Raw genomic sequence first — 19,048 nt, forward strand, 5'->3', positions numbered from 1 at the left:
AACTCACCTACTCAATTGGCGTGCCCGAATCTTCTCTGCTCGCGCGGTCGCGTTGCTCCATCTCGGCCTCGCACTCGGGCGAGCAACAGCCGCTGTAGCGCAGCGCGTAGTGGATCGTGTCGTAGAAGGCGACTGGCTGGCCGCATCCGTTGGCGCAGCTGCGGTGTTTGTCCAGCCACGCCGCACGCTGGGCGACCTGCTCACGCCTGGCCGCTTCCTGTCGTCGCTGCCGCTTGCGGTAGTACGGCGCCTGTTCTGGCTTGGGGGTGAAGGGGCCATAACGGCCGTTGATCTTCATGCAGTGCCTCCGGCGCACACTTAACGTGTGATCTAAACGACACAAAAATTACGACCTACTTTCTGCAAAACCCCGCTTTTGCGGCTAAAACGCCATGCCGATAATAGCATTTATCGGCAAGGGAGCGAGCCAAGCGTATGCACTTTTGTCTTACATCTACGTATTACGTTTTCTGCTAAAATTCGGTCAGAACATGCCCATGGAGGGAAACATGCAAGCCCACACCCTGTCTTTCCGCGCCGGCGACGCTTTTGTCGCCGAGACGCGCACGCTGGCCGAACAGGCCGGCTTGAAGAGTTCCGACTACATCCGCGAAGCTGTGCGCGAGAAGAACGAGCGCATGATGGCCGAGCGCATCGCCGCGCTGTCGCGCAAGCTGTCGGCCAAGCACCTGGCGGAAAACCAAGCCATCGAGGGCACGATTGCCGATGGCCTCGCCTAAAGTCAAACGCGGCCAGGTCTGGGCCGTCGATTTCGAACCGCAGACCCACAAGCAGGAGCCGGGCAAGCGAAACCGCCCGGCTCTTGTCATTCAGACCAACCTGCTAAACGATGCTGGCCACGCTACCACCATCGTCATCCCGGGCACCTCGGACGTTGAGCGCGAGGACTGCTTCCCGCTGCGTGTCGCGCTGGGCCGCCTGCCGGGCCAGGCCGTCGACGAGGCGACCGATCTGCTGATCGACCAGATCCGCGCGATCTCGAACGATCGCCTGATGGGCGACAAGCCCATCACGACGCTGAACACGAACCACATGCGCCGCGTCGAAGACGCGCTGCGGCTGTTGCTGAGCCTATGAGAGCCGTCCGCGGCACCCGCTGGATCGGCTGTGCTGCCTGCGGTGTTCTGCGCGATCACGTCCGTGAGACCGTTCAGCTCACCCCATTCGATGCCAACCAGGCAGGCGAAACCTGGATCTGCACGTTCTGCGGCGCTGCCCGTCTGCTTGCAAGGCCCTGCAGCGACCAGGACGACCGCGAGCAGCTGGAGCGCCGCGGGCAACTGCGCCTGATTGACTGATGCACTTGTCAGCTCAACTCACCTGAGTTGACGTTTCGTCAGTCGCGCAGCAGCTTGAGCGGAGGGGCTTTCTTGATGACGGCCTGTTCCTGGCGGTTGATCTCCTCAGCCTGCTTCTGTCTGGCAAGGCTGGCAGCGATTTGCCGGTCACGAGCCTTCTGCGCTTCTATGCTGCGGTAGTAAAGGGCGGCGAGCACCGCTGCAACGAGTAGTACCCCAATCACAATAAGCACGGGGGCCAGGCTGGGCTCTTTTTGCTGTTCCAATTGGCATCTCCTTTCTTTGGTGTATTTACTCAACTCAATTGAGTTCGCGTTTCTCGGGCGCCCGCCAGCAGGTGGGCGAGGGGCGGCAGCAGCCGGCACGTCCCCACAGCGACGTAGGCCAGCAGGCTGGAGTCGATGTCAGGTAGGCTAGATTAAACGGTAGCGCTCCGATTAAGCGCGCTATATTGTTTTGCGCAAATCATCGGGTATCCAATATGCGAAGAATTAAGTTTCTCGAAATTCAGAGTTGATATTTTCTAATATCAATCCATTTGTTGTTCTTCGGCAACGGAAAATATCCGTTGACTCTTTTTGAGGATTAAGGGCGACGCGAAAGAAAACCCTCCTAATGGGGGGTCGGGGTGGCAGGAACTAATTGTTGTAGACTTCCCGGTTTAGGCAGTATGGGATTACTTCACCCGGACTAGGCGGCGTTTACCAAGTCCTTGCTGGCGGCGGTAGCTGCCGCATCGTACGCATCCACTTTTTCGTAGTCCGCGAGATCCGCTTTGATCTTGGAAAAGCTTGCTGGGCTTAGCTTTGCGGCACGGCGGGCGAAGTTCTGGACCTCTTCGCTCAGGTCCGAAATGGACGACGTGGAGAGCTCCTTAGGACCACGGCCAAGCACTATCCAGATGGCGTTGTACCCGTATCTATCCTGGATGCCAATGGCATGTTCCAGTCGAATCTTTTGGACGTGACCACTCAGCCAATGCTCGACCAGCGCTTTAGAAACGCCGGCAGCACTGGCAATGGCAGCGACCGAAACAGCGGTTTCGCTGCGTATGAGTTGCATTCGTTCATAGAGAGGCATCTCACGAAGCTAGCGTGCAACCCACCATAAGAAATGCGGCTTCGCGACCATAGGAAATTATGGTAATGTTTTGAGAACGCGCGATGCCACCCGGCGCGCGCGTGGGGGAGTAAAGAATCTGGCGGAACTTACCGACCAGGCAGAGAAGTGCACCTACTTAGGCAAACGATGGGCGCTCTTTGCAGCTAGTGCAGGGTTCGAGCCTTGTTCGATTGCTTCGAGCTTGTCCAGCTGCTCAGCATCAACGAGCCACGCTGAGATGATGCTTTCGATGCGAGCTCGACGCTGCGAGCTGAGCGCACCAACACGAAGCGCTAGCGCTTGGATGGTGGGCGAAAGGTCGTTCGACTGCGGGACCAATGTCTTGGGCCCCTCGCCAAGAACGATCCATGTGGCGTTGTAGCCGTACTTTCGTTGAATTTTGATTGCGTACTGAAGCTTTATAGATTTGATCTGACCAGTTAACCACATGCTCGCTGTCCCGCTAGAGACGCCAGCCACATCCCCGAGGACTCCGATCTTGGTCCCGGTCTCTCTGAGGATGGTTTCGATTCGTTCGCTAAGCATCTTAGAAAACTAAGCGATTACATCCTTTGCTTATTGAGTTTCTTTCCTTAGTGTTCTAAGATCGGGGCGCATGAACGCACGCGAACTGATTGCCGCCCTTGGGGGGGTCCCGAAGCTGGTGAAGTTAACCGGCTTGACAGAGGGCCGCATCTACCAATGGCAGACAGGCAACTACATCCCAAGAGCGTGGCTCAAGTTCTTCCGCGCCCGCTACCCGCGAAAGGTGGCATGGGATGAATTGGTTCTGGCTGATCACCCGCCCCGCAAGGTGGGGAGTGTTTTGAAGACTGACCCCGAGTCGCAGTCGAGTCGAGACGAAGATCGGGAGAGGAAGAAATGAAGAATGTCACGACTCACCAGATCGGCATCGTGGCCTTCTACACTCATTAGGAGGTTGCCGGTGAATAGAAGTCCGTAGCAAGCCGCGCAAAAAGCGGCCCGCCAAGGTGTTTGCACCACCAAGGCGGGCCTAGCCAAAAGCCTACCCCAGTTTCCCAACAGAGGAACGATCTCATGGCTTCCCGCATTCTAGCAAATGCGGGCGCAGTGTTGCGCGCGTGCTTTATAGCATGCTTCTCTACTACGGCGTTGTTTCATCCGACGCCCGCTGCCGCCCGCACCAACGTCCTTTGCCCGCTTGATAGTGACGGGCAACCAGGCGCCATCATCTCCTATGTGTCTGCGGGGCCTGGCTCAGCCAACTTGTGTGAACTGAGCAAGGCCAAGACACCAGAACGTGCGCCGACCATTTTGGCGGCGACGGCAATTTCCTTCTCAGCGCCTGATCGCGCCCCAACCCGATCCACTCCGAATTCCGAGGTAGGCGAGCAGCCGGCGGCCTCCAGAAAAGGAACGGGGTCCATGCTGGCTGCAGTCTTCGGTGCCATCGCCATTCGGGACAACAAAGGCGGCGCCACCGAAATCCGCTTCGAGGGTGCACCGCCAGCGGATCTACGCCTCACAGATGTGCAAGGTCGCCTGCTTCCAGCTACTTGGCGCGGCAACATCCTGAGCCTTCCGCCAGTAGCTCGCTTCACGCTGAACGGTTTCAGTCAAGCTGTCGATGTCGCTCGTGTGCAGAGCACTGAATACCAATTTCCTGCCAGCAACTTGACTGGGCTCGAACAGGTATTCGATGAGGGCGATGCTACCTATCTCGCCTTCGACGAGCCCAAAGGCGGCGTTTCGGTGCTTGGCGATGGGCATTCGATCAGCGGCACGCTCAAAGGCCGGTACTACAGGCTCAATGGCATCGCAAGGCAGCTCTCTGTTATCGCTGATGGCGAGGTCGTGCATGTCGATCGCATTGCGCGGGTGCGCTTCTATGAGCGGCCTAGCACGGTGCGCCCATGAAACGCCTCGGCCCGATTCTGCTACTGGTTCTGTCGCTGTCGTCTCCAGCTGCCCACGCAGATTGCCTGGACGACGCAGCGGCGTACCACCGCGTCGATGGCGCGCTCCTGCGCAGCATCGCGCTGCATGAATCGCACATGAATCCTCTGGCCATCAATCGAAATCGTGATGGCTCGCAGGACCTGGGCCTTATGCAAATCAATTCCGCGCATCTGCCACGGTTGGCCCGCTATGGCATCACGCGGCAGCAGCTGCTCGACGCTTGCATCAATGCGTATGTGGGCGCTTGGATCTTGCGCGCCAACATCGACCGGTTTGGCGCGACATGGCGCGCGGTTGGCGCCTACAACGCGACGACACCCGCCAAGCAGCTCAGATATGCCAATCAGATCTACACGCGGTGGCAATCGCTGCAGCGCGCAGCATTGCCTTGATTTCTCTCTGATCTAACGAGTTCAAAACCATGCGCACATTCCATCCATTCCACCGAGCAATGCTCATCTTCTACTTGCTGACTGGCCTTGGCGTGACCGTTGACGCCCAGGCGCGAACAGCGCCGGCCCAGGCCAAAGCAGCTACGGACTGGCAAGAAATGCCAGATGGCACTTGGCAGCGAATCGCCGATGCCAAGGGCGCTATGGAGCCGTCTCCTGAAGAAGGCTGGCAACTGCTCGGATCGACGCCGGCCTCACCGAGTAAATCAGCTCAAGTGCGATCGGGAGTCGCGACTGAAATGCCGAACGGTAAGCGTCCATCCGAAATCTCCCGCTCATCCGCGGCGCCTGTTGCGCCACCCGCACCGGCGGCTGATGCCTTCGTACTGGTCAAGGGCAAATCCATGCAGGCGCAACTGGAGGCGTGGGCGGCACGCGCGGGCTGGACAGTGGAATGGAATGTGCCGGACGGCTGGATCGTTCCCAACGATCAGCCTCTTGGTAACGACTTTGCGCGCGCCGCGCAACAGACGATCGAGCAGCTTGCTGCCAACGGTGCTGACGTGCAAGCGGACATTTGGAAAGGCAACCAGGTGATGGTGGTACACCAAGCAGGAGTAGGCGAATGAAAAACTGGAATCCTCAAATCAAGCCCCTGGTGATAGCACTGATCGCCGTAACTGCTCTGCAGGGTTGCGGCATTACGCAGGTACGTGAGAACCAAGCGGCAATCGTTTCGGACGCACAGGCCAAGCTTGACGGGGCACCTCGTAGCCGCCCGGTAGTCCGGATTCACGATGGATCTTGGCTGATGGGCGAGAAGATTCGCGCAAGCAAACCGCAGCCGGAGATTTTCAGCAAGCAGGTGGTGTTCAAGGGGTCGCTCGCTAGTCTCACTGAAGCGGCGGATTGGATCGCCCAGAACGTTGGCGTACGTGCCACCGTCGAAGCTTCGGCCGCCACTATCCCGCTCCAGATGGCCCGGTCCGGCTCCGGGAACCCGCCCCAACGCATGTCGGATTTGAACGGCCCCCTGCCATCGAGCTACGGCACTGGTGCGGCGCCACTCTCACCGACCGGCGCCGCAATCTCTGCTGGCACGACGGCGAGCGCGTCGGTCGCGCCACTGGTGTTGAGCTATACCGGCAACCTGCGCGGTTTCCTTGAAACGATTGACGCACACTGGGGCGTTTGGGATCGCTACCGCGACGGCACCGTTGCATTTTTCAAGACTGAAACGCGCACCTTTCCGTTGCCAGACCTGGGCGAAGTCGCCTCAATGAACGGCTCGATTTCGGCTAACTCAACTGGGGCGGCTGGCTCGGGATCGTCCGGCACGAGCACGGCATCGACGGGCACCGGTTCATCGAGCGGTTCCGGCAACGGCGGCCAGACAGCGACGCTCGCTGTGGTATCCGATCCGTGGCTGAATCTGGAGAAGATCGCCAAGACAATCGCCGGTGCAGATGCAACAGTGGTGGCCGACAAGCATCTCGGTTCGGTAACGGTCACAGCCACGCCGCCGCAATGTGATCGCCTTGAAGAATGGGTCAAGGGTCTGGACGCCATGTTCGGCAAACAGATCGGCATTGACGTGAAGATCTATGAAGTCCGGTTGTCGCAAGAAGACAACTACGGTTTGAATCTGTCGCTTGCTTACAAGTCCGGCAACGGCCATACCGGCGCGACATTCACTGGAGCTGGCGTTCCAAGCGTAACGAGCACGGCATCGCCAATGACCTTTGGCGCCACCATCGTCGGCGGCAAGTTGGACGGCACCAAGGCCGCGCTCCAAGCGCTGTCCACCTTGGGTAATGTCTCGCGGGTTCTGCAACGCGGTGGCGTCACACAAAACGGCAAGGTGCTTGCGCTGCAGGACGCGACGCTGCAGGACTTCGTGCAAGGCACGCAAACAACGCTAGCCAGCAACGTTGGCTCTACGACGGCTATTCAAACCTCTACCAACATCTCCGGCTTCACTGGCAATTTCCGGCCCAAGGTCATCAATGGCCGAATCATGATGGTCTTCGATATGACCATCTCGGAGCTTCAACCGCTGCAAACCTTTACTTCGGGCAGCAGTGCGAGCCAGTCGACCGTCCAACTGCGAACGATGCCTCTGGCGCGCTTCGAGCAGTCGGTGGGGCTCAGGCCTGGCGAAACGCTGGTACTCACTGGCATGCGCGAGCAATCCACAAGCACAACCAACAACGGTATCGGCTCGCCGTACATGCCGCTGCTGGGCGGTGGCGTCGATGCGCAGAAGAAGGACACGATGATCGCTGTCGTCATCACTGCGCGCCTGCTCTAACCAAGGGAAATTCCGACATGAACAGAACCCTCATGAATGTCTTGGCGAGTGCGCTGCTGGCCGCTATTGCGATTTCCGCGCGCGCGCAGAACGCTTCAGCACCGCAAGCTTCTCTGGCCAGTGCCGGCGCACAGCAAGGCACGTCGTCAGCTGTCAGCCCGGCCGCCGCCGCGGGCGCGCAGCTCGCTCAAGGTGCACGCAGCTCCGAGTCCGATGAATTGGCCAACCTGCAGAAGCAGATTCCGCTGTGGAAAGCACGTGCCGAAATCGCCAAGTACCAGGCCGAGGTCCGTAAATCGGAGCCGGCCGTGGGATTGGCCGCGCCGCTGCCGGCAGCAACCATGGCAGCAGCACAGGGGGCCGTCCCCGCAGCAGCACCGGCCGCATCCGCGCTTGCTGCAGGGCCGCGCGCGATTTCGCTGCACGCCTACGACGGCAAGTACACCGCGATGGTGGAGGTAAACGGCCAAGCCATCCCTGTACGCGCTGGCGACACGCTTGACGGCGGCTGGAAGGTCGCTGGCATTGACGACGCGGGCATCAAGATCGTCAACGGCAAGCGTGTGCGTATTCTGAGGCCCTAACCATGGCGCACGCACTTACCTTTTCCGGTGCGAAGGGTGCTTTTGCAATTGGTTTGTCGTGGCAGCACGAGGAAAACCTGCCAAAGGCACAAAGCTTGCGCAAGCTGGCACGTCAGCTCGGGCCCAACGTGCGATGGGGCGTAGCGTTCAAGAATGCGCACGGCACCTTTCAAAGTGCGCTGTGTGAACCGATTGCAGGCGTCAAACCGTCACGGGCCAGACCTCTAGCGGCCATTGTCGCCACTGCGCATCCGCAACCCTGGGCAGGCCTGTATCACCTGGGCGGCGAGCATTACTGGTACATCGCGGTACGCCAGGGGCAAGCCGTCATCGCCGGCGGCGATCAGGTTGGCACGATCAGCGAACTGGCTGCTATTCGCGCTTATCACCAATCGCTACCAGGCTGGACCGAGATCGAGGGCAATCTAGACGACTTGGCCAACCTTGCACGCCAGGCCACGAGCGTGCCGGCTCTACACGACGTGCAGTCTGGCTCCTGGCGGACTGCCGCGCTTGCCGTAACAGCAATTGCGCTTGTGGTGGGAACTGTCTTTGGCGGCTGGTACTTGTATGACCAACAGCAAGAGGCCGAACGCTTGGCGGCCCAGGCCCGCCAGAAGGCAGCGGCCGCGCGCAAAGCTGCTGCTGCCCAGCAACGCATCCAACCTTGGCTTCGCGAGCCCACGCCGGCGATGTTCTTCGAGGCCTGCCGGGCGGCCTGGCACGAGCAGGAGTTGGCCATGCGTGGCTGGACGCTCGCCAGTTGGCATTGCAAGCCCCGTCCTGGTAACGCCCCCGAAGCTGGCCGAATTTCCATCGAGACATCGTGGAACCGAGAAGGCGGCCTTGCAGCGGATGCGCCTGGCGCACTCTCGGCTGACGGGCAGTCGGCCAATCATTCTCGCGAGGCCTCCTCGCCTTTTGGGCCGCCGGCGAATATCGACGTGCTCCCCCTTACTGCCGCACGCAAGAACATCTGGATGCTCGCGCAGGAACATGGCTTGACTTTGCGCTTGACCGATCCACCGCCTCCGCCAGCGCAGGCCGACAAGGATGCGCCACCCCCCGATCCTTGGATTCAGGTGACGGCGAATTTTACGCTGGCCGCACCGCCCTGGTTGGATTTGGCCGCGGCTTTCGATGTAGTGCCGGGCCTGCGCGTAGTCGACCTGGGCTACGACGCGCGAGCTCAACAATGGACCGCCAACGGCACGCTTTACACCGCGCGAGGCGCGGCGCCTGTACACGGAGGAATTTGATGTTTGCCTTCCTGAACCGTTTTGTTCGCAAACCGGCGCGGCTCGATCCCGGCGCGGCTGGCCGTGGCGGTGCCGTGACAGCCACGGACAAGGCCAATCTGGTGCCCGAACCGCCCGAAGCGCTGGCACCCCACGTCGTCTATCCGCGAGTGTTTGGCCCGCGTTTTGAACAGATCGCAGTTGATCTGAATCTGCTCTCTACAGGCCAGGCCCAGGCACTGCGCCAGCGGGCAGCAGGGCAGGGTGGGTATGTCGAATACCTGGCTCCGACGTTTGGCCTATCGTCCGAACAGGTGCAACGTGTGCTGGCCGCGCAGGGTTTTGTCGTGCACGTGGATGCACGTCACTATGGCACCCCGCGCTTTCTAGCATGGGAAGCCGTGCTACGGCGCCTGGGTGCCACGCCCCAGGTCAGGAAAGCCTCCGCCCAGGACCTGGCGGCGCTGCGCCGGGAGTTGGCCAATGCCGGGCGGCTGGACGATACCGATCTACAGACCCTGGCCAAGGCGCGTCAACTGATCGCCGATGCTGCCGCAGTCGGCGCCTCTGACATTCACATCCTGGTGCGCGAGGACCACACCGAGGTCCAGATCCGCATCAAGGGCGATCTGTGGACAGTCGCCTCGATGTCGATGCGCCGCGAGGAAGGTGAGCGCCTGACGCGCTCTATGTATTCGGGCTTGGCCACCATCAAGGAGGACAGCTACAAGGCGCTGAACTTCCAGAATGCACAGATCACAGGTGAAGCGCTGCCCGGCACGGGGCTCACCTCTGTACGGATTATTCGAGGGCCATCATTTCCGGTGGAGTCCGGTGGCGGCTTCTTGGTTGCACGTTTGCAATATCGTGATCTTGCGGCGCAATCCGAGGGCTCCCCAGAAGTTGCGAAGCGCTTGGATTTGTGCACGCCCAAAGCGCCACCGGGCGCTTTCCGTTTGGGAGAGATGGGTTACACGCCGCTGCAGGTGGAACTCGTCTCACGGCTGATGCATCGCCCGATGGGTGCTGTCATCGTGACCGGCCCTACGGGCTCGGGTAAAACTACCACGCTCTATGAATACACGCGGGAACGGGCGCGCCTGCTCCCACATGACCGCCTGATCACCATCGAGGACCCCACCGAATACCCGATGAACTGGGCGATCCAGCTCGTCACCGACAGCAAAAGCTTTCCGCAGATGCTGACCAAGACGCTGCGCATGGACCCTGATGTTGTCCTGCTCGGCGAGATCCGCGACGCGGACGCGGGCGAGGCCACCCTGCAGGCCGCCGCAACCGGGCACCAGGTGCCCACCACGCTGCACGTGACCGACCCATTCGAAACGTTCACGCGGTTGATGGGCATGGACCATGTGCGGCTGTCACTGGAAATCATCTGCAACCACAACCTGATTATCGGCCTGATCGCGCAGCGCATCGTGCAGATGCTGTGCCCGCACTGCAGTGTGCCTCTCGATCAGGCCAGCGAACAGTTGCCAGCCTACATGCTGCGAGCCTTGCATACCTGGGGGGACTTGTCCGGCGTGCGCGTGCGCGGCACGGGTTGCCCGCACTGCGACGGCAAGGGCATCGCTGGTGAGCAAGCAGTGGCCGAGGTGGTGGTGACCAGCGAAGCGCTGATGCAGGATTGCATCGAGCACGGCGTGTTGGTAGCGCGTCGTAACCACCGCCGGCGTGCCGGCTCCGATAAGCCGATGATTGCCCACGCGATCGATCTTGTGCTCGCGGGCCGGCTGGACCCTCGAGATGCCCAGCGCCGAGTCGATGCCATTCCGATGCGGGATGAAATCGATCTGCCGCCGGACGAAACGTCGGAGGTGACATCATGAGCGGCCTGTCGTGGACGCTGCGCCGGCGCCTGTATCAACAGGCTTCGTCGCAACTAGATAACGGGATGACGCTTTCGCAGGTGCTTGGGGAGTTCAGCACGCGCTTAGCGCGCCGTGGGCGTAAGCGTGCCGCAGAGGCCGCCGATGAGGTTGCGCGACGGGTGGTGGACGGCGATCCCTTCGTTCTAGCTTTGGGCGACGACCTTTCGGACTTGGAGCGCAGCGTGCTCGACGCCGGCGACCAAGCCGGCCAGTTGCCGGATTCCATGCGCCTGGTGATGGAAGTGCGTGATCTCACCACGCGCCTACGTCAGAAACTGCAGGCGAGTTTCTTCGCGCCCTCCGTCTACCTGGTTAGCTTGTACGCGGTGCTGTTGTTGATTGGTGCCTCGATCGTGCCGCAGTTCCTGGACGTGCTGCCGCTCTCCAAGTGGACCGACTGGGCCTATGCGATGTATCTGATGGGGGATCTCGCCGTCGGCTGGCCGGCACCGATTTGCTTCGGCGGGCTGCTGATCTATGCCGTCTGGTCATGGTGGGCGCTGCCGCGCTGGATTGGACCCGCGCGCGCGTTCTGCGACCGGCGCTTGTTCCCCTTCACGGTCTATCGGGAAATCACTGGCTTCACCTGGTTACTGTCGTTCGTCGCGCTCTTGCGCGCCGGCATCCCGGACACGGTGGCGCTGGACAACCAGATTGCGTCCGCTTCGCCGTGGCTTGCCTCGCGTCTGAAACCTATCCGCAATGGGCTGATTGATGGTCTGAGCCTACCGGAAGCCATGCGGGCTACCGGGTACGGCTTTCCATCCCCGGACTTGATCGATGAGATCGGCGCCTACGCCGGCTTTGACGACTTCACTGACAAGATCGCCGTGGCCGTGCGCCAGTACGCGGAAGTCATCGAGCGGCAACTGCTCGCGCGGGGCATGTTGATGTCGGCGGTCTTCACGGGGTTCATGTTTCTCGCTTTCGTGGTGCTGCAGCTTGGCGCCAACTCGCTTTCATCGATTCTCACGTCCGCGATGGGGCAAATCTGATAGCTCGGGCGTGATTCACTTTTAGAGGTTATTTATGGATCGTCTTCTCGGAAACATCATCGCCATTGTTCTGACGCTCTTGGCGCTCGTCGGACTCGCCTACGCGGGCTACAACGGCTTCCAAAATCACAAGGCGGGCGTGGTAGTCAACGACGTCGCGCAGATGATTACCAATGCCCGTGCAGGGTTCTCACAAAGCAATAACGGCTATGCAAATTTCACCACGGCCAATGTTCCGGCAATGATCAACGGCGGTATGTTCCCGACCGACATGGTGCGTGGCAATACGGTCGTTGATCCATGGGGTAACCCGGTCACGCTTGCTTCGACCAACAACGCCTCGCAAGGCGTGGTCGGCTTCGGTGGCGGCGGCAGCGAGACTGCCTCGCAATGCGTGAAGGTAGCCACCGGCATGAAGGACTATGTATCACTAGACATCAACGGTCAGGTTTTTACACAAGCGAACCTGCCAGATCAGGTCACTGCTGGTGCGGCCTGCAGCGCCACGGCCACGTTTTCCGTGACGTTCCAGTGAGCATGATGTTTCACAAGCTGGAGTCAGCGCCATGGCTTTCTTGATGCTGCCCATTATCACAGTGCTCTTTTTCCTGGGTGTCGGAGTCCAGGCCTGGCAGCTCGCGCAGGCTGTACCCGGCGCGGGCGTGCCGGGCCGCATGGAAGCCGCGGCCAACGTGTCGGCACAACAGGCGCTGGTCTTCGGTGCGGCTTGCGTGGCTACAGCTAGCGCGACGCCGGGCCTGATTAGCGCAAGCATTTCACCAGCACTGCCAGCTGGCGTCTCGACGCCGGCTGGCGCGGTATGCATGGCTGCTGCTCGCGCTGGCGGCGGACGCGACATCTACGGCTATATGCCGGTGGCACCCGGTGCGGCGGGATTCTTGATCCAAAACACCCAGGGCAATGTGGCGTGGTTTCGGGTCAGCAGGCAGGGCACGGCTGTGAACATGGTGACCGGCGTGACCTACGCCGTGCCAACCATGATTCCCGTTGGTGCACTGATTGATTGGGTGCAAACGACTACCTGAGGAATTGATTCATGGACGCCCTATTGGGATACATCGTTGCGCTGGTGCTGTCGATGCTGAGTCTTGCCGGCTTCACGACATGGGCCAAGGTCGGTGTCACCAACGTGCAAACTGCGGCCGTGGCGAGCCAGATGCTCGTCTTCAACAAAGCTGCGCAGCAGTATGTGCAGGACAACGCCGCTACGCTCGTGGCTCAGGCTACAGCTACTACGCCAGTGTCGGTGACCACGGCCACGTTGATCAATTCAACCCCCTCATATCTGCCTGCGGGATTTTCGTCGACCAATGCCTTCGGTCAAACCTGGCTACTACAGGTGCTGCAGCCGTCTGCGAACACGCTGCAATCCCTTGTGACCACACAGGGCGGCCGGGCGGTCACCGACGTCAAGCAGCTGGTGCAGATCGCGGCGCAGGCTGGAGCGCAAGGTGGTTTCGTGCCTTACACCGGGCAATTGGGCGACGCAACCATGACACCTAACAATGCCTATGGCGCGTTCGGCGGCTGGCGTGTGTCGCTCACCGGTTACACGAACCCTGGAAGCGGCCACCTGGCTTCGCTGTTGGCGTTTGGCGGCGCACAGGTCAACAACAACTATCTGTACCGGGTACAGGTTCCTGGACACCCGGAACTCAACCAGATGCAGACAGCGCTCGACATGACGGGCAACGACATCAACAACATCGGCAATGCGAACGCCACACAGGCGCATCTGACCGGTACTGGCGCCCCAAACACGGCATGCGCAAGCGCCGGTGCTATTCGCACCAGCACGACGGGAACCGGCCTAGTGATCTGCAGCGCCAGCACCGGCGTCTGGGAGCCGATTGGCACCGCAGTAGCTAACGTCACCAATGGCATGCCCTGCAACAACAACGGTCAGATCGCCACAGATGCAACCAATGCCGGTTACATCTGTAAAAACAATCAATATGTGGCGATCAACAATGCGATGGGCAGATTCGCGATCAATCGCCAGTTCACAAATGTTACTGACGGTATGACCTTCGCCAAAGATAGTTGTCCCGGCGGCACGCCTTGGGCCATGTATACGCCGGGGACATTCCTTGTGAACGATACCGGCTATGTGAATCCGCCAATTGAAGGAAACCTTTTCACCGCTATCGACCAAGGCGCGGTCTGGTATGCGCAGGCATCGGCCCGCTCGTCGTCGACCTGGTACAGCGGGAACGACACCGGAAATCTTGGTGGCCAGCTCGTGGGTACGCTGACAACGGGCTGTCAGTATTGACCGAACGTGTGAGGAGAAGAGAAATGTGCAAGAAGCAAGTGGCCTTGACGGTGTTGTCCTGCGCTGCGATCTGCGCCGCGTTATTCGGTGAGGCTCAAGCGCAGCTGGTTAAATTGCCAGCCGTACCGTTCACAGTCGCGGATTGTCATCCGGGCGATCATTGGGGATCGTCGCCAAGTCATGGCGGCTTGCTGCGATGTCTGACAAACAATCCGCCGCCCGCGCCTACGTGCCCGGCGGGCAGCACCCAAACATCAGCTCCTGTGTGGAACGGGGAGGCATGGAGCCAGCCGGTGTGCGCGGTAATTCCGCCGCCTGCTCCACCGTCACCGCCGCCAGGTCACGTGGTTGTGGCAACGGCCACCACCAACAGCTGCGGAACCCTTGGGGCCTTCAATACATATGCTGACGGGACGTATGACGCAAGCAATCCCGATTGGAGCCAGTCTTTCTCTGGTACTTGGGATCAGATGTTCAGCAATGGAGCGGCATATATGAACCAGAACTACGCTCGTTACTATCAGCCGATGTACATCCCCCAGCCTTCGGACCCGAATACCGCGACCCAATACTTGTCGCGTGTCTTCTTTGTCAACAACCCGTGGGCATGTGGTGGTGGCGTGGGCTAAGTTAACCAGACCCGCCAGTTACCTCATTTCTTCGCCTTGGCCCGCGCCTGAAGAATTTCCAAGATGAGGCGTGGGACCGAAACAGTCTCGCCACGCTTCACAGATTCCTGTGAAGCTTCGCGCAGCAAGTCCTGGTGGAGTTTCTGCGGTAGGCGAACCAATACCCCTTTTTTGTCTTCAGTCATGATTGTCCTGATCAAATTTGAGAGCGAATATATTTCGCTGATAGCAAGATAGCATGCTACGATGATATCATGAACACCCAGAGAGGTCGCCTCTCGCCAAAGCTCAACTGGAGAAGAAGAATGCGAAACACCAGCCAAACAATCTGCATCACCAAGTCGCTTGCCGCGCTCTCCCTCGTTGCCGCACTCGCAGCGTGCGGTGGTGGCGGTGGAGACAGTAGCACTTCCTCGTCGACAAGCGGATCTTCAAGTTCGTCAGGAGGATCGCCGTCGCAAACCGTAACTGGCACGCTATCAACGCCTCAATACACGAGCGGCAGCGCGCAAATCACGGCCTTCAATCTGCTCAATCAATACCGTGCCCAGTGCGGCATTCCCGCGCTGCAGGAGAACACCGTACTGGATCAGGCAGCACAGAGCCATGCAAAGTACATGGGCCTCAACAGCGCCATATCGGATAGCGAAACATCGGGAAGCGCAGGATTTACCGGTGCGTCTTATCAAGATCGAGCGGTGGCCGCAGGATTGCCGACTTCCACGTTTAGCACAGGTGTGAGCGGAGGTGCTTCGATCACAACTAACGGCTTTACGGCTGCTCAAGCAGGGCAGATGTTTGTCAATTCCCTGCTGGCGGGGGTGTACCACGCCGCAATCGTTGCTTACCCTTCCAATACGATGGGGATTGGGGAATACGAAACGCAATCTACCAGCAGTGGTCTGGCTTGGACGAATGCGTGGGAAAGCATCAGCGTGCTGGTCAGCCAGTCTTCGATTTTTAGCAACACGCCGCTTACGTTCCCCTGCCAAGGGGTTACCGGTGTGCCGTATAAATCGACAAGCGAGAGCCCCACTCCGCCGAACGTCTCGAACTCGGGCTGGGGCACGCCGGTTGTCGTGATGGGCAACACGTCCGACACGATCATCCTGCAGAACGCATCCATGACTGGCCCGTCAGGCAGCGTTGCACTTCAGATCCTGAATTCGACAACTGACCCGAACAAAGCTCTTGGTGCATATCAGGCCGTCGCCTACCCGACGTCGCCGCTGCTGCCGAATACGCAGTATTCGGTCACTCTGACCGGCACCGTCAACGGCACGGCGTTCTCGCGTAACTTTACGTTCACGACCGGCAATGTCGTGGGTTAAAGCGCAAACGTCTTCCTGAAAAGAACCCTTCTGCTCAACAGATCACGCCCATGAAAAACGGCCCATAGTCATCTGAACGAATCGCTCGCCAAGGTGTTTGCACCACCGAAGCGCGCGTTACCGCAAAAGCCCCAGTTTCCCAACAGAGGAATGAACCATGGCACTCGCCTTTTCAGCCAAAGCGGGCGCGAATATTCGCGCCGCCTTCCATCATCTCCGTATGCGCGTGCAACGTTGCGCGCTGCGGCTGTCACAGCCTCACGCCAACGTGCGCGCGCTCACGAGCAGTGGCGTTGCCATTCCAGCCTCGCGCGGTGTCGTGTCTCGGGCGATTTTCTGTCTGCCCTCTCTGCCTGCGAGCCAGCTTACCCAGCGGATTTGCCGTTTCTGACTGTCCGTGATTTTCCGGGAGAAGTTGGCATGCACCTGACTGTTCTTGAACGGCAGGCGCTCGCAGATGCCGCAGCTGAGGGCTTCGACGAAATCGAAGCAACGCTGCAGCGCCTGCAGATCGTCAATGCCGCGGCATTTCATACGCTGAGCACCTTGGCGACGCGCGTGTTCTTCGACCAGCCTGTTCGCAACGAACCGTGCCTGGCGTATGTACGCGCGCACCAGCCCAAAGGCGATTGATTCCCAACCCGCACTAGCACCAGGAGGACCTACAGCATGGCATCCGTCAACAAAGTCATCATCGTCGGCAATCTCGGCGCCGATCCCGAAACGCGCTACATGCCCAGCGGTGATGCCGTTACCAACATCCGCGTGGCGACCACCGACCGCTACAAGGACAAGGCCAGCGGCGAGATGAAGGAAACCACCGAGTGGCACCGCATCGCCTTCTTCGGTCGACTGGCCGAGATCGCCGGCGAATACCTGAAGAAGGGCTCGCAGGTCTACATCGAAGGCCGCCTCAAGACTCGCCAGTGGGAGAAGGACGGCCAGAAGCAATACAGCACCGAAATCGTCGCCGACCAAATGCAGATGCTTGGCAAGGCGCCCGGCGATCGTGGCACGGCAGGCGCTAACGATTTCGAGAGCGACGACGAGATTCCGCTGTGATTCATCCCCGGAGCCCGTCGATGAACTCGCGCGCCATCTTTCCTGACAGTCTCGCCCAGTTCTGTGCGGCCCGCGCCGGAGAGAAATACCGGCCGCACAACGGCGTCGAAGGAGAGCTTTTCATCGACGCCTGGTGCCGCAACTGCGTGCGAGCTACGCACGCCGGGATGGAACCTCTCGAATTTGATGCGAGCGCCTGCCTCATCGTCGGGGCCACCTTTGCATACACCATCGAGGACGCGCAGTACCCCAAGGAATGGCAGTACGCCCAGGACGGGCAGCCCTGCTGCACGGCATTTGTCCGCGTCGGCGAAGCCATTCCCGCGCATCGCTGTGAGCGGACCCGTGACCTTTTCGATCGGGATGCGTCATGAAGGGCTCTGCATTCCTGCTCGTCATGGCGCTATTGCCGGCGCTGGCCTTTGCCGACTGTATTGACGAAGCCGCCAGGTTCCACCAGGTCGATGCGCGCTTGGTGCGCGCCATCGCCCAGGTGGAGTCGCGGATGCACGCGGACGCCGTTGGCGCCAACAGCGATGGCAGTACCGACATCGGTCTCATGCAGATCAACTCAAGCTGGCTACCCAGCCTGGCGCGCTATGGCATCACCCGAGCGCATCTGTTTGATGCTTGTGTCAACGCCTACGTAGGAAGTTGGATTCTGTCTCGCAATATCCAGCAGCTCGGCCTCACGTGGGATGCCGTCGGGGCCTACAACGCCAAGAGCCCGGCAAAGCGTCTCGCCTACGCGCAAAAGGTCTATCAGGCGTTGGCGACGGCCAGCTCTACGCCGAGCCGCGCAATTGCCAACCCAGTAGCCTCAGTACGGCCTGTGGAGGCGCCGCGTGCTGCTGCGCGCCGCCGGCAGACGAACACGTCATCGGACATCACCATCGTCTCCTGGGAGCCACCCAATGAATGACCAGCAGACACGTGGTTTCGCGTTCGAGGTCCTCCATGACTACCTGCGTGATCTGCAGGAAATGATGGCAGACCCGGAAACCAACGAAATCATGATCAACCGCCACGATGTCGTGTACCGCGAGCGGCGCGGTGTGATGGAGCGCATCGAAGGGCTGGCGATCGCGCCTGCCGCGCTCGATACCGCCATCACGGTTCTGACCAATATCAACGACAAGGATCAGGCGCCGCTGCTCGATGCGCGCCTGCCAGGCCTGCGCATCGCAGCCGCCCGATTCCCCGTGTCAATCCACGGCGACATGATGTCGATCCGCAAGCACTCCGTGCGGCGCATCGCCTTGGATGATTACGTGCGCAACGGTGCTTTCGCCGTGTTGCCCGCCTCGCAGAACCGCTTCATCGGCCGGCAGGATCGGACTGTTCTCGACCACGCCGCTGAAGGCGGCGAGGCGTTGATGCGCTGCCTGCAATGGATCATGCGCCAGCGCTACAACATTGTGTTCTCCGGCGGCACCTCATCCGGCAAGACCACCCTGCTCAATGCGTTGCTCGAAGCGATTCCGGAATCCGATCGCATTGTCACCATCGAGGACACCGCCGAACTGAAGATCGCTTTGCCCAACTTCGTGTCGTTCGAAGCGAACCAGAACATCACGATTCGCAATCTCATTAAGTTCGCACTGCGCATTCGGCCCGACCGCATCTTTGTGGGCGAGGTCCGGGGCGCCGAGGCCTTCGACCTGGTGGAAGCACTGAACACCGGGCATGACGGCTCGATTTGCACACTGCACGCCACGAGCGCGGATGAAGCGCCCTACAAGTTGGAGTCGTACATCCGCATGAGCGAGGAAGGCCGCCTGATCGCCACCGAGGATCTGCGCAAAAAGATCGCCTCGACCTTCCGCTTCTTCTTGCATGCCGATCGACAAGGTGATGGCACGCGCGGGCCTGTTGAGCTCCGCGAAGTGCTGGGCGTTGAGGACGGCCGCTACAAGACACGCCTTTTGTTTTCCCGTTTCGCCTAATCAACCAGGAG

27 protein-coding genes and 1 pseudogene are annotated in these 19,048 nt (G+C 60.1%); 23 read left to right on the top strand and 5 right to left on the bottom strand.

What is annotated here, in order from left to right:
• Positions 1-7: 7 nt before the first annotated feature.
• Positions 8-298, bottom strand: a complete 291-nt coding sequence (locus C404_RS58285; RefSeq protein ID WP_004636888.1) for a hypothetical protein — start codon at positions 296-298, stop codon at positions 8-10.
• Positions 299-509: 211 nt separating this feature from the next.
• Here C404_RS58285 and C404_RS58290 point away from each other — a divergent pair, with 211 nt between their 5' ends.
• Genes C404_RS58290 through C404_RS58300 form a run of 3 tightly spaced genes read left to right on the top strand, consistent with a single transcriptional unit; the run spans position 510 to position 1,319 of the window.
• On the top strand, positions 510-740 hold the full coding sequence (locus C404_RS58290; protein WP_012436847.1) for a hypothetical protein: 231 nt from the start codon (positions 510-512) through the stop codon (positions 738-740).
• Positions 727-1,098: a type II toxin-antitoxin system PemK/MazF family toxin gene (locus C404_RS58295; protein WP_004636884.1), complete on the top strand. Its 372-nt coding sequence runs from the start codon at positions 727-729 to the stop codon at positions 1,096-1,098. The genes C404_RS58290 and C404_RS58295 overlap by 14 nt, the downstream gene beginning before the upstream one ends.
• Positions 1,095-1,319 carry a hypothetical protein gene (locus C404_RS58300; RefSeq protein WP_004636881.1) on the top strand — a complete coding sequence of 75 codons (225 nt, stop codon included), beginning with the start codon at positions 1,095-1,097 and terminating at the stop codon, positions 1,317-1,319. Before C404_RS58295 ends, C404_RS58300 begins: the two co-directional genes overlap by 4 nt.
• 38 nt (positions 1,320-1,357) lie before the next feature.
• Here the strand turns inward: C404_RS58300 and C404_RS58305 are convergent, their stop codons facing one another.
• From C404_RS58305 to C404_RS58315, 3 genes are all read right to left on the bottom strand, one after another.
• Entirely contained in the window at positions 1,358-1,585 is a 228-nt protein-coding gene (locus tag C404_RS58305; protein WP_004636880.1) for a hypothetical protein, read from the bottom strand.
• Between the two features lie 424 nt (positions 1,586-2,009).
• Positions 2,010-2,399 carry a hypothetical protein gene (locus C404_RS58310; RefSeq protein WP_004636877.1) on the bottom strand — a complete coding sequence of 130 codons (390 nt, stop codon included), beginning with the start codon at positions 2,397-2,399 and terminating at the stop codon, positions 2,010-2,012.
• A gap of 153 nt (positions 2,400-2,552) precedes the next feature.
• A complete protein-coding gene (locus C404_RS58315; protein ID WP_231973595.1) occupies positions 2,553-2,870 on the bottom strand; it encodes a hypothetical protein in 318 nt (105 codons plus the stop codon).
• A gap of 166 nt (positions 2,871-3,036) precedes the next feature.
• Between C404_RS58315 and C404_RS58320 the strand changes: the two genes are divergently transcribed.
• The 13 genes from C404_RS58320 to C404_RS60880 all read left to right on the top strand — a co-directional run bounded on the left by C404_RS58320 (position 3,037) and on the right by C404_RS60880 (position 14,698).
• Positions 3,037-3,306 (top strand): hypothetical protein, encoded by a 270-nt coding sequence (locus tag C404_RS58320; protein ID WP_004636872.1) that lies wholly within the window; start codon positions 3,037-3,039, stop codon positions 3,304-3,306.
• A 173-nt stretch (positions 3,307-3,479) separates the two neighbouring features.
• Entirely contained in the window at positions 3,480-4,319 is an 840-nt protein-coding gene (locus C404_RS60810; RefSeq protein ID WP_037012878.1) for a hypothetical protein, read from the top strand.
• Positions 4,316-4,753, top strand: a complete 438-nt coding sequence (locus C404_RS58330; protein ID WP_004636280.1) for a lytic transglycosylase domain-containing protein — start codon at positions 4,316-4,318, stop codon at positions 4,751-4,753. The genes C404_RS60810 and C404_RS58330 overlap by 4 nt, the downstream gene beginning before the upstream one ends.
• Before the next feature lie 29 nt (positions 4,754-4,782).
• Positions 4,783-5,382 (top strand): toxin co-regulated pilus biosynthesis Q family protein, encoded by a 600-nt coding sequence (locus C404_RS59790; RefSeq protein WP_004636277.1) that lies wholly within the window; start codon positions 4,783-4,785, stop codon positions 5,380-5,382.
• Positions 5,379-7,064, top strand: a complete 1,686-nt coding sequence (locus tag C404_RS58335; protein WP_004636275.1) for a hypothetical protein — start codon at positions 5,379-5,381, stop codon at positions 7,062-7,064. Before C404_RS59790 ends, C404_RS58335 begins: the two co-directional genes overlap by 4 nt.
• Before the next feature lie 17 nt (positions 7,065-7,081).
• Entirely contained in the window at positions 7,082-7,648 is a 567-nt protein-coding gene (gene pilP, locus C404_RS59795; protein WP_004636274.1) for a type IV pilus biogenesis protein PilP, read from the top strand.
• 2 nt (positions 7,649-7,650) lie between these two features.
• Positions 7,651-8,907 carry a type 4b pilus protein PilO2 gene (gene pilO2 / locus C404_RS58345; RefSeq protein ID WP_004636272.1) on the top strand — a complete coding sequence of 419 codons (1,257 nt, stop codon included), beginning with the start codon at positions 7,651-7,653 and terminating at the stop codon, positions 8,905-8,907.
• Positions 8,907-10,736 carry a GspE/PulE family protein gene (locus tag C404_RS58350; RefSeq protein ID WP_004636270.1) on the top strand — a complete coding sequence of 610 codons (1,830 nt, stop codon included), beginning with the start codon at positions 8,907-8,909 and terminating at the stop codon, positions 10,734-10,736. Before pilO2 ends, C404_RS58350 begins: the two co-directional genes overlap by 1 nt.
• Positions 10,733-11,773 carry a type II secretion system F family protein gene (locus C404_RS58355; RefSeq protein WP_004636268.1) on the top strand — a complete coding sequence of 347 codons (1,041 nt, stop codon included), beginning with the start codon at positions 10,733-10,735 and terminating at the stop codon, positions 11,771-11,773. The genes C404_RS58350 and C404_RS58355 overlap by 4 nt, the downstream gene beginning before the upstream one ends.
• A 34-nt stretch (positions 11,774-11,807) precedes the next feature.
• Entirely contained in the window at positions 11,808-12,308 is a 501-nt protein-coding gene (locus tag C404_RS58360; RefSeq protein WP_004636266.1) for a type 4 pilus major pilin, read from the top strand.
• A 31-nt stretch (positions 12,309-12,339) separates the two neighbouring features.
• Entirely contained in the window at positions 12,340-12,819 is a 480-nt protein-coding gene (locus tag C404_RS58365; RefSeq protein WP_004636265.1) for a hypothetical protein, read from the top strand.
• Positions 12,820-12,830: 11 nt separating this feature from the next.
• Positions 12,831-14,069, top strand: a complete 1,239-nt coding sequence (gene pilV, locus C404_RS58370) for a shufflon system plasmid conjugative transfer pilus tip adhesin PilV (RefSeq protein WP_004636262.1) — start codon at positions 12,831-12,833, stop codon at positions 14,067-14,069.
• A gap of 494 nt (positions 14,070-14,563) precedes the next feature.
• Entirely contained in the window at positions 14,564-14,698 is a 135-nt protein-coding gene (locus C404_RS60880) for a hypothetical protein (protein WP_021197836.1), read from the top strand.
• Positions 14,699-14,721: 23 nt separating this feature from the next.
• On the opposite strand, the gene C404_RS60525 is transcribed toward C404_RS60880, so the two are convergent.
• Complete coding sequence (locus tag C404_RS60525) at positions 14,722-14,883, bottom strand: hypothetical protein (RefSeq protein WP_004636259.1); 162 nt, start codon at positions 14,881-14,883, stop codon at positions 14,722-14,724.
• 120 nt (positions 14,884-15,003) lie between these two features.
• On the opposite strand from C404_RS60525, the gene C404_RS0130665 reads away from it, so the two are divergent.
• From C404_RS0130665 to C404_RS58395, 7 genes and pseudogenes are all read left to right on the top strand, one after another.
• Positions 15,004-16,029, top strand: coding sequence for a CAP domain-containing protein (locus tag C404_RS0130665; RefSeq protein WP_012436855.1), 1,026 nt, complete (start codon positions 15,004-15,006; stop codon positions 16,027-16,029).
• Positions 16,030-16,186: 157 nt separating this feature from the next.
• Positions 16,187-16,420 (top strand): hypothetical protein, encoded by a 234-nt coding sequence (locus tag C404_RS59800; RefSeq protein WP_004636254.1) that lies wholly within the window; start codon positions 16,187-16,189, stop codon positions 16,418-16,420.
• 29 nt (positions 16,421-16,449) lie between these two features.
• Complete coding sequence (locus tag C404_RS58375) at positions 16,450-16,662, top strand: hypothetical protein (RefSeq protein WP_004636252.1); 213 nt, start codon at positions 16,450-16,452, stop codon at positions 16,660-16,662.
• A gap of 36 nt (positions 16,663-16,698) precedes the next feature.
• Positions 16,699-17,052: pseudogene (gene ssb / locus C404_RS58380) on the top strand (single-stranded DNA-binding protein); the annotation flags it as partial.
• Between the two features lie 59 nt (positions 17,053-17,111).
• On the top strand, positions 17,112-17,465 hold the full coding sequence (locus C404_RS58385) for a hypothetical protein (protein ID WP_004636248.1): 354 nt from the start codon (positions 17,112-17,114) through the stop codon (positions 17,463-17,465).
• On the top strand, positions 17,462-18,013 hold the full coding sequence (locus C404_RS58390; protein ID WP_004636245.1) for a lytic transglycosylase domain-containing protein: 552 nt from the start codon (positions 17,462-17,464) through the stop codon (positions 18,011-18,013). The genes C404_RS58385 and C404_RS58390 overlap by 4 nt, the downstream gene beginning before the upstream one ends.
• Entirely contained in the window at positions 18,006-19,037 is a 1,032-nt protein-coding gene (locus tag C404_RS58395) for a CpaF family protein (RefSeq protein ID WP_004636244.1), read from the top strand. Before C404_RS58390 ends, C404_RS58395 begins: the two co-directional genes overlap by 8 nt.
• Positions 19,038-19,048: the final 11 nt, after the last annotated feature.

Source organism: Ralstonia sp. AU12-08, from assembly GCF_000442475.1.
Classification (GTDB): Bacteria; Pseudomonadota; Gammaproteobacteria; order Burkholderiales; family Burkholderiaceae; genus Ralstonia; species Ralstonia insidiosa.

What these genes read in the sequence shown, in the direction of transcription:
- C404_RS58395 (WP_004636244.1), top strand. Translation starts at nt 18,006, where the DNA reads ATGAATGACCAGCAGACACGTGGTTTCGCGTTCGAGGTCCTCCATGAC.
- C404_RS59800 (WP_004636254.1), top strand. Translation starts at nt 16,187, where the DNA reads ATGGCACTCGCCTTTTCAGCCAAAGCGGGCGCGAATATTCGCGCCGCC.
- C404_RS58365 (WP_004636265.1), top strand. Translation starts at nt 12,340, where the DNA reads ATGGCTTTCTTGATGCTGCCCATTATCACAGTGCTCTTTTTCCTGGGT.
- C404_RS58390 (WP_004636245.1), top strand. Translation starts at nt 17,462, where the DNA reads ATGAAGGGCTCTGCATTCCTGCTCGTCATGGCGCTATTGCCGGCGCTG.
- C404_RS58315 (WP_231973595.1), bottom strand. Translation starts at nt 2,870, where the DNA reads ATGTGGTTAACTGGTCAGATCAAATCTATAAAGCTTCAGTACGCAATC.
- C404_RS58310 (WP_004636877.1), bottom strand. Translation starts at nt 2,399, where the DNA reads ATGCCTCTCTATGAACGAATGCAACTCATACGCAGCGAAACCGCTGTT.
- C404_RS58295 (WP_004636884.1), top strand. Translation starts at nt 727, where the DNA reads ATGGCCTCGCCTAAAGTCAAACGCGGCCAGGTCTGGGCCGTCGATTTC.
- C404_RS58330 (WP_004636280.1), top strand. Translation starts at nt 4,316, where the DNA reads ATGAAACGCCTCGGCCCGATTCTGCTACTGGTTCTGTCGCTGTCGTCT.
- pilV (WP_004636262.1), top strand. Translation starts at nt 12,831, where the DNA reads ATGGACGCCCTATTGGGATACATCGTTGCGCTGGTGCTGTCGATGCTG.
- C404_RS58355 (WP_004636268.1), top strand. Translation starts at nt 10,733, where the DNA reads ATGAGCGGCCTGTCGTGGACGCTGCGCCGGCGCCTGTATCAACAGGCT.
- C404_RS58300 (WP_004636881.1), top strand. Translation starts at nt 1,095, where the DNA reads ATGAGAGCCGTCCGCGGCACCCGCTGGATCGGCTGTGCTGCCTGCGGT.
- C404_RS58285 (WP_004636888.1), bottom strand. Translation starts at nt 298, where the DNA reads ATGAAGATCAACGGCCGTTATGGCCCCTTCACCCCCAAGCCAGAACAG.
- C404_RS58320 (WP_004636872.1), top strand. Translation starts at nt 3,037, where the DNA reads ATGAACGCACGCGAACTGATTGCCGCCCTTGGGGGGGTCCCGAAGCTG.
- C404_RS58360 (WP_004636266.1), top strand. Translation starts at nt 11,808, where the DNA reads ATGGATCGTCTTCTCGGAAACATCATCGCCATTGTTCTGACGCTCTTG.
- C404_RS58375 (WP_004636252.1), top strand. Translation starts at nt 16,450, where the DNA reads ATGCACCTGACTGTTCTTGAACGGCAGGCGCTCGCAGATGCCGCAGCT.
- pilP (WP_004636274.1), top strand. Translation starts at nt 7,082, where the DNA reads ATGAACAGAACCCTCATGAATGTCTTGGCGAGTGCGCTGCTGGCCGCT.
- C404_RS60525 (WP_004636259.1), bottom strand. Translation starts at nt 14,883, where the DNA reads ATGACTGAAGACAAAAAAGGGGTATTGGTTCGCCTACCGCAGAAACTC.
- C404_RS59790 (WP_004636277.1), top strand. Translation starts at nt 4,783, where the DNA reads ATGCGCACATTCCATCCATTCCACCGAGCAATGCTCATCTTCTACTTG.
- pilO2 (WP_004636272.1), top strand. Translation starts at nt 7,651, where the DNA reads ATGGCGCACGCACTTACCTTTTCCGGTGCGAAGGGTGCTTTTGCAATT.
- C404_RS60810 (WP_037012878.1), top strand. Translation starts at nt 3,480, where the DNA reads ATGGCTTCCCGCATTCTAGCAAATGCGGGCGCAGTGTTGCGCGCGTGC.
- C404_RS0130665 (WP_012436855.1), top strand. Translation starts at nt 15,004, where the DNA reads ATGCGAAACACCAGCCAAACAATCTGCATCACCAAGTCGCTTGCCGCG.
- C404_RS58290 (WP_012436847.1), top strand. Translation starts at nt 510, where the DNA reads ATGCAAGCCCACACCCTGTCTTTCCGCGCCGGCGACGCTTTTGTCGCC.
- C404_RS60880 (WP_021197836.1), top strand. Translation starts at nt 14,564, where the DNA reads ATGAACCAGAACTACGCTCGTTACTATCAGCCGATGTACATCCCCCAG.
- C404_RS58350 (WP_004636270.1), top strand. Translation starts at nt 8,907, where the DNA reads ATGTTTGCCTTCCTGAACCGTTTTGTTCGCAAACCGGCGCGGCTCGAT.
- C404_RS58335 (WP_004636275.1), top strand. Translation starts at nt 5,379, where the DNA reads ATGAAAAACTGGAATCCTCAAATCAAGCCCCTGGTGATAGCACTGATC.
- C404_RS58385 (WP_004636248.1), top strand. Translation starts at nt 17,112, where the DNA reads ATGAACTCGCGCGCCATCTTTCCTGACAGTCTCGCCCAGTTCTGTGCG.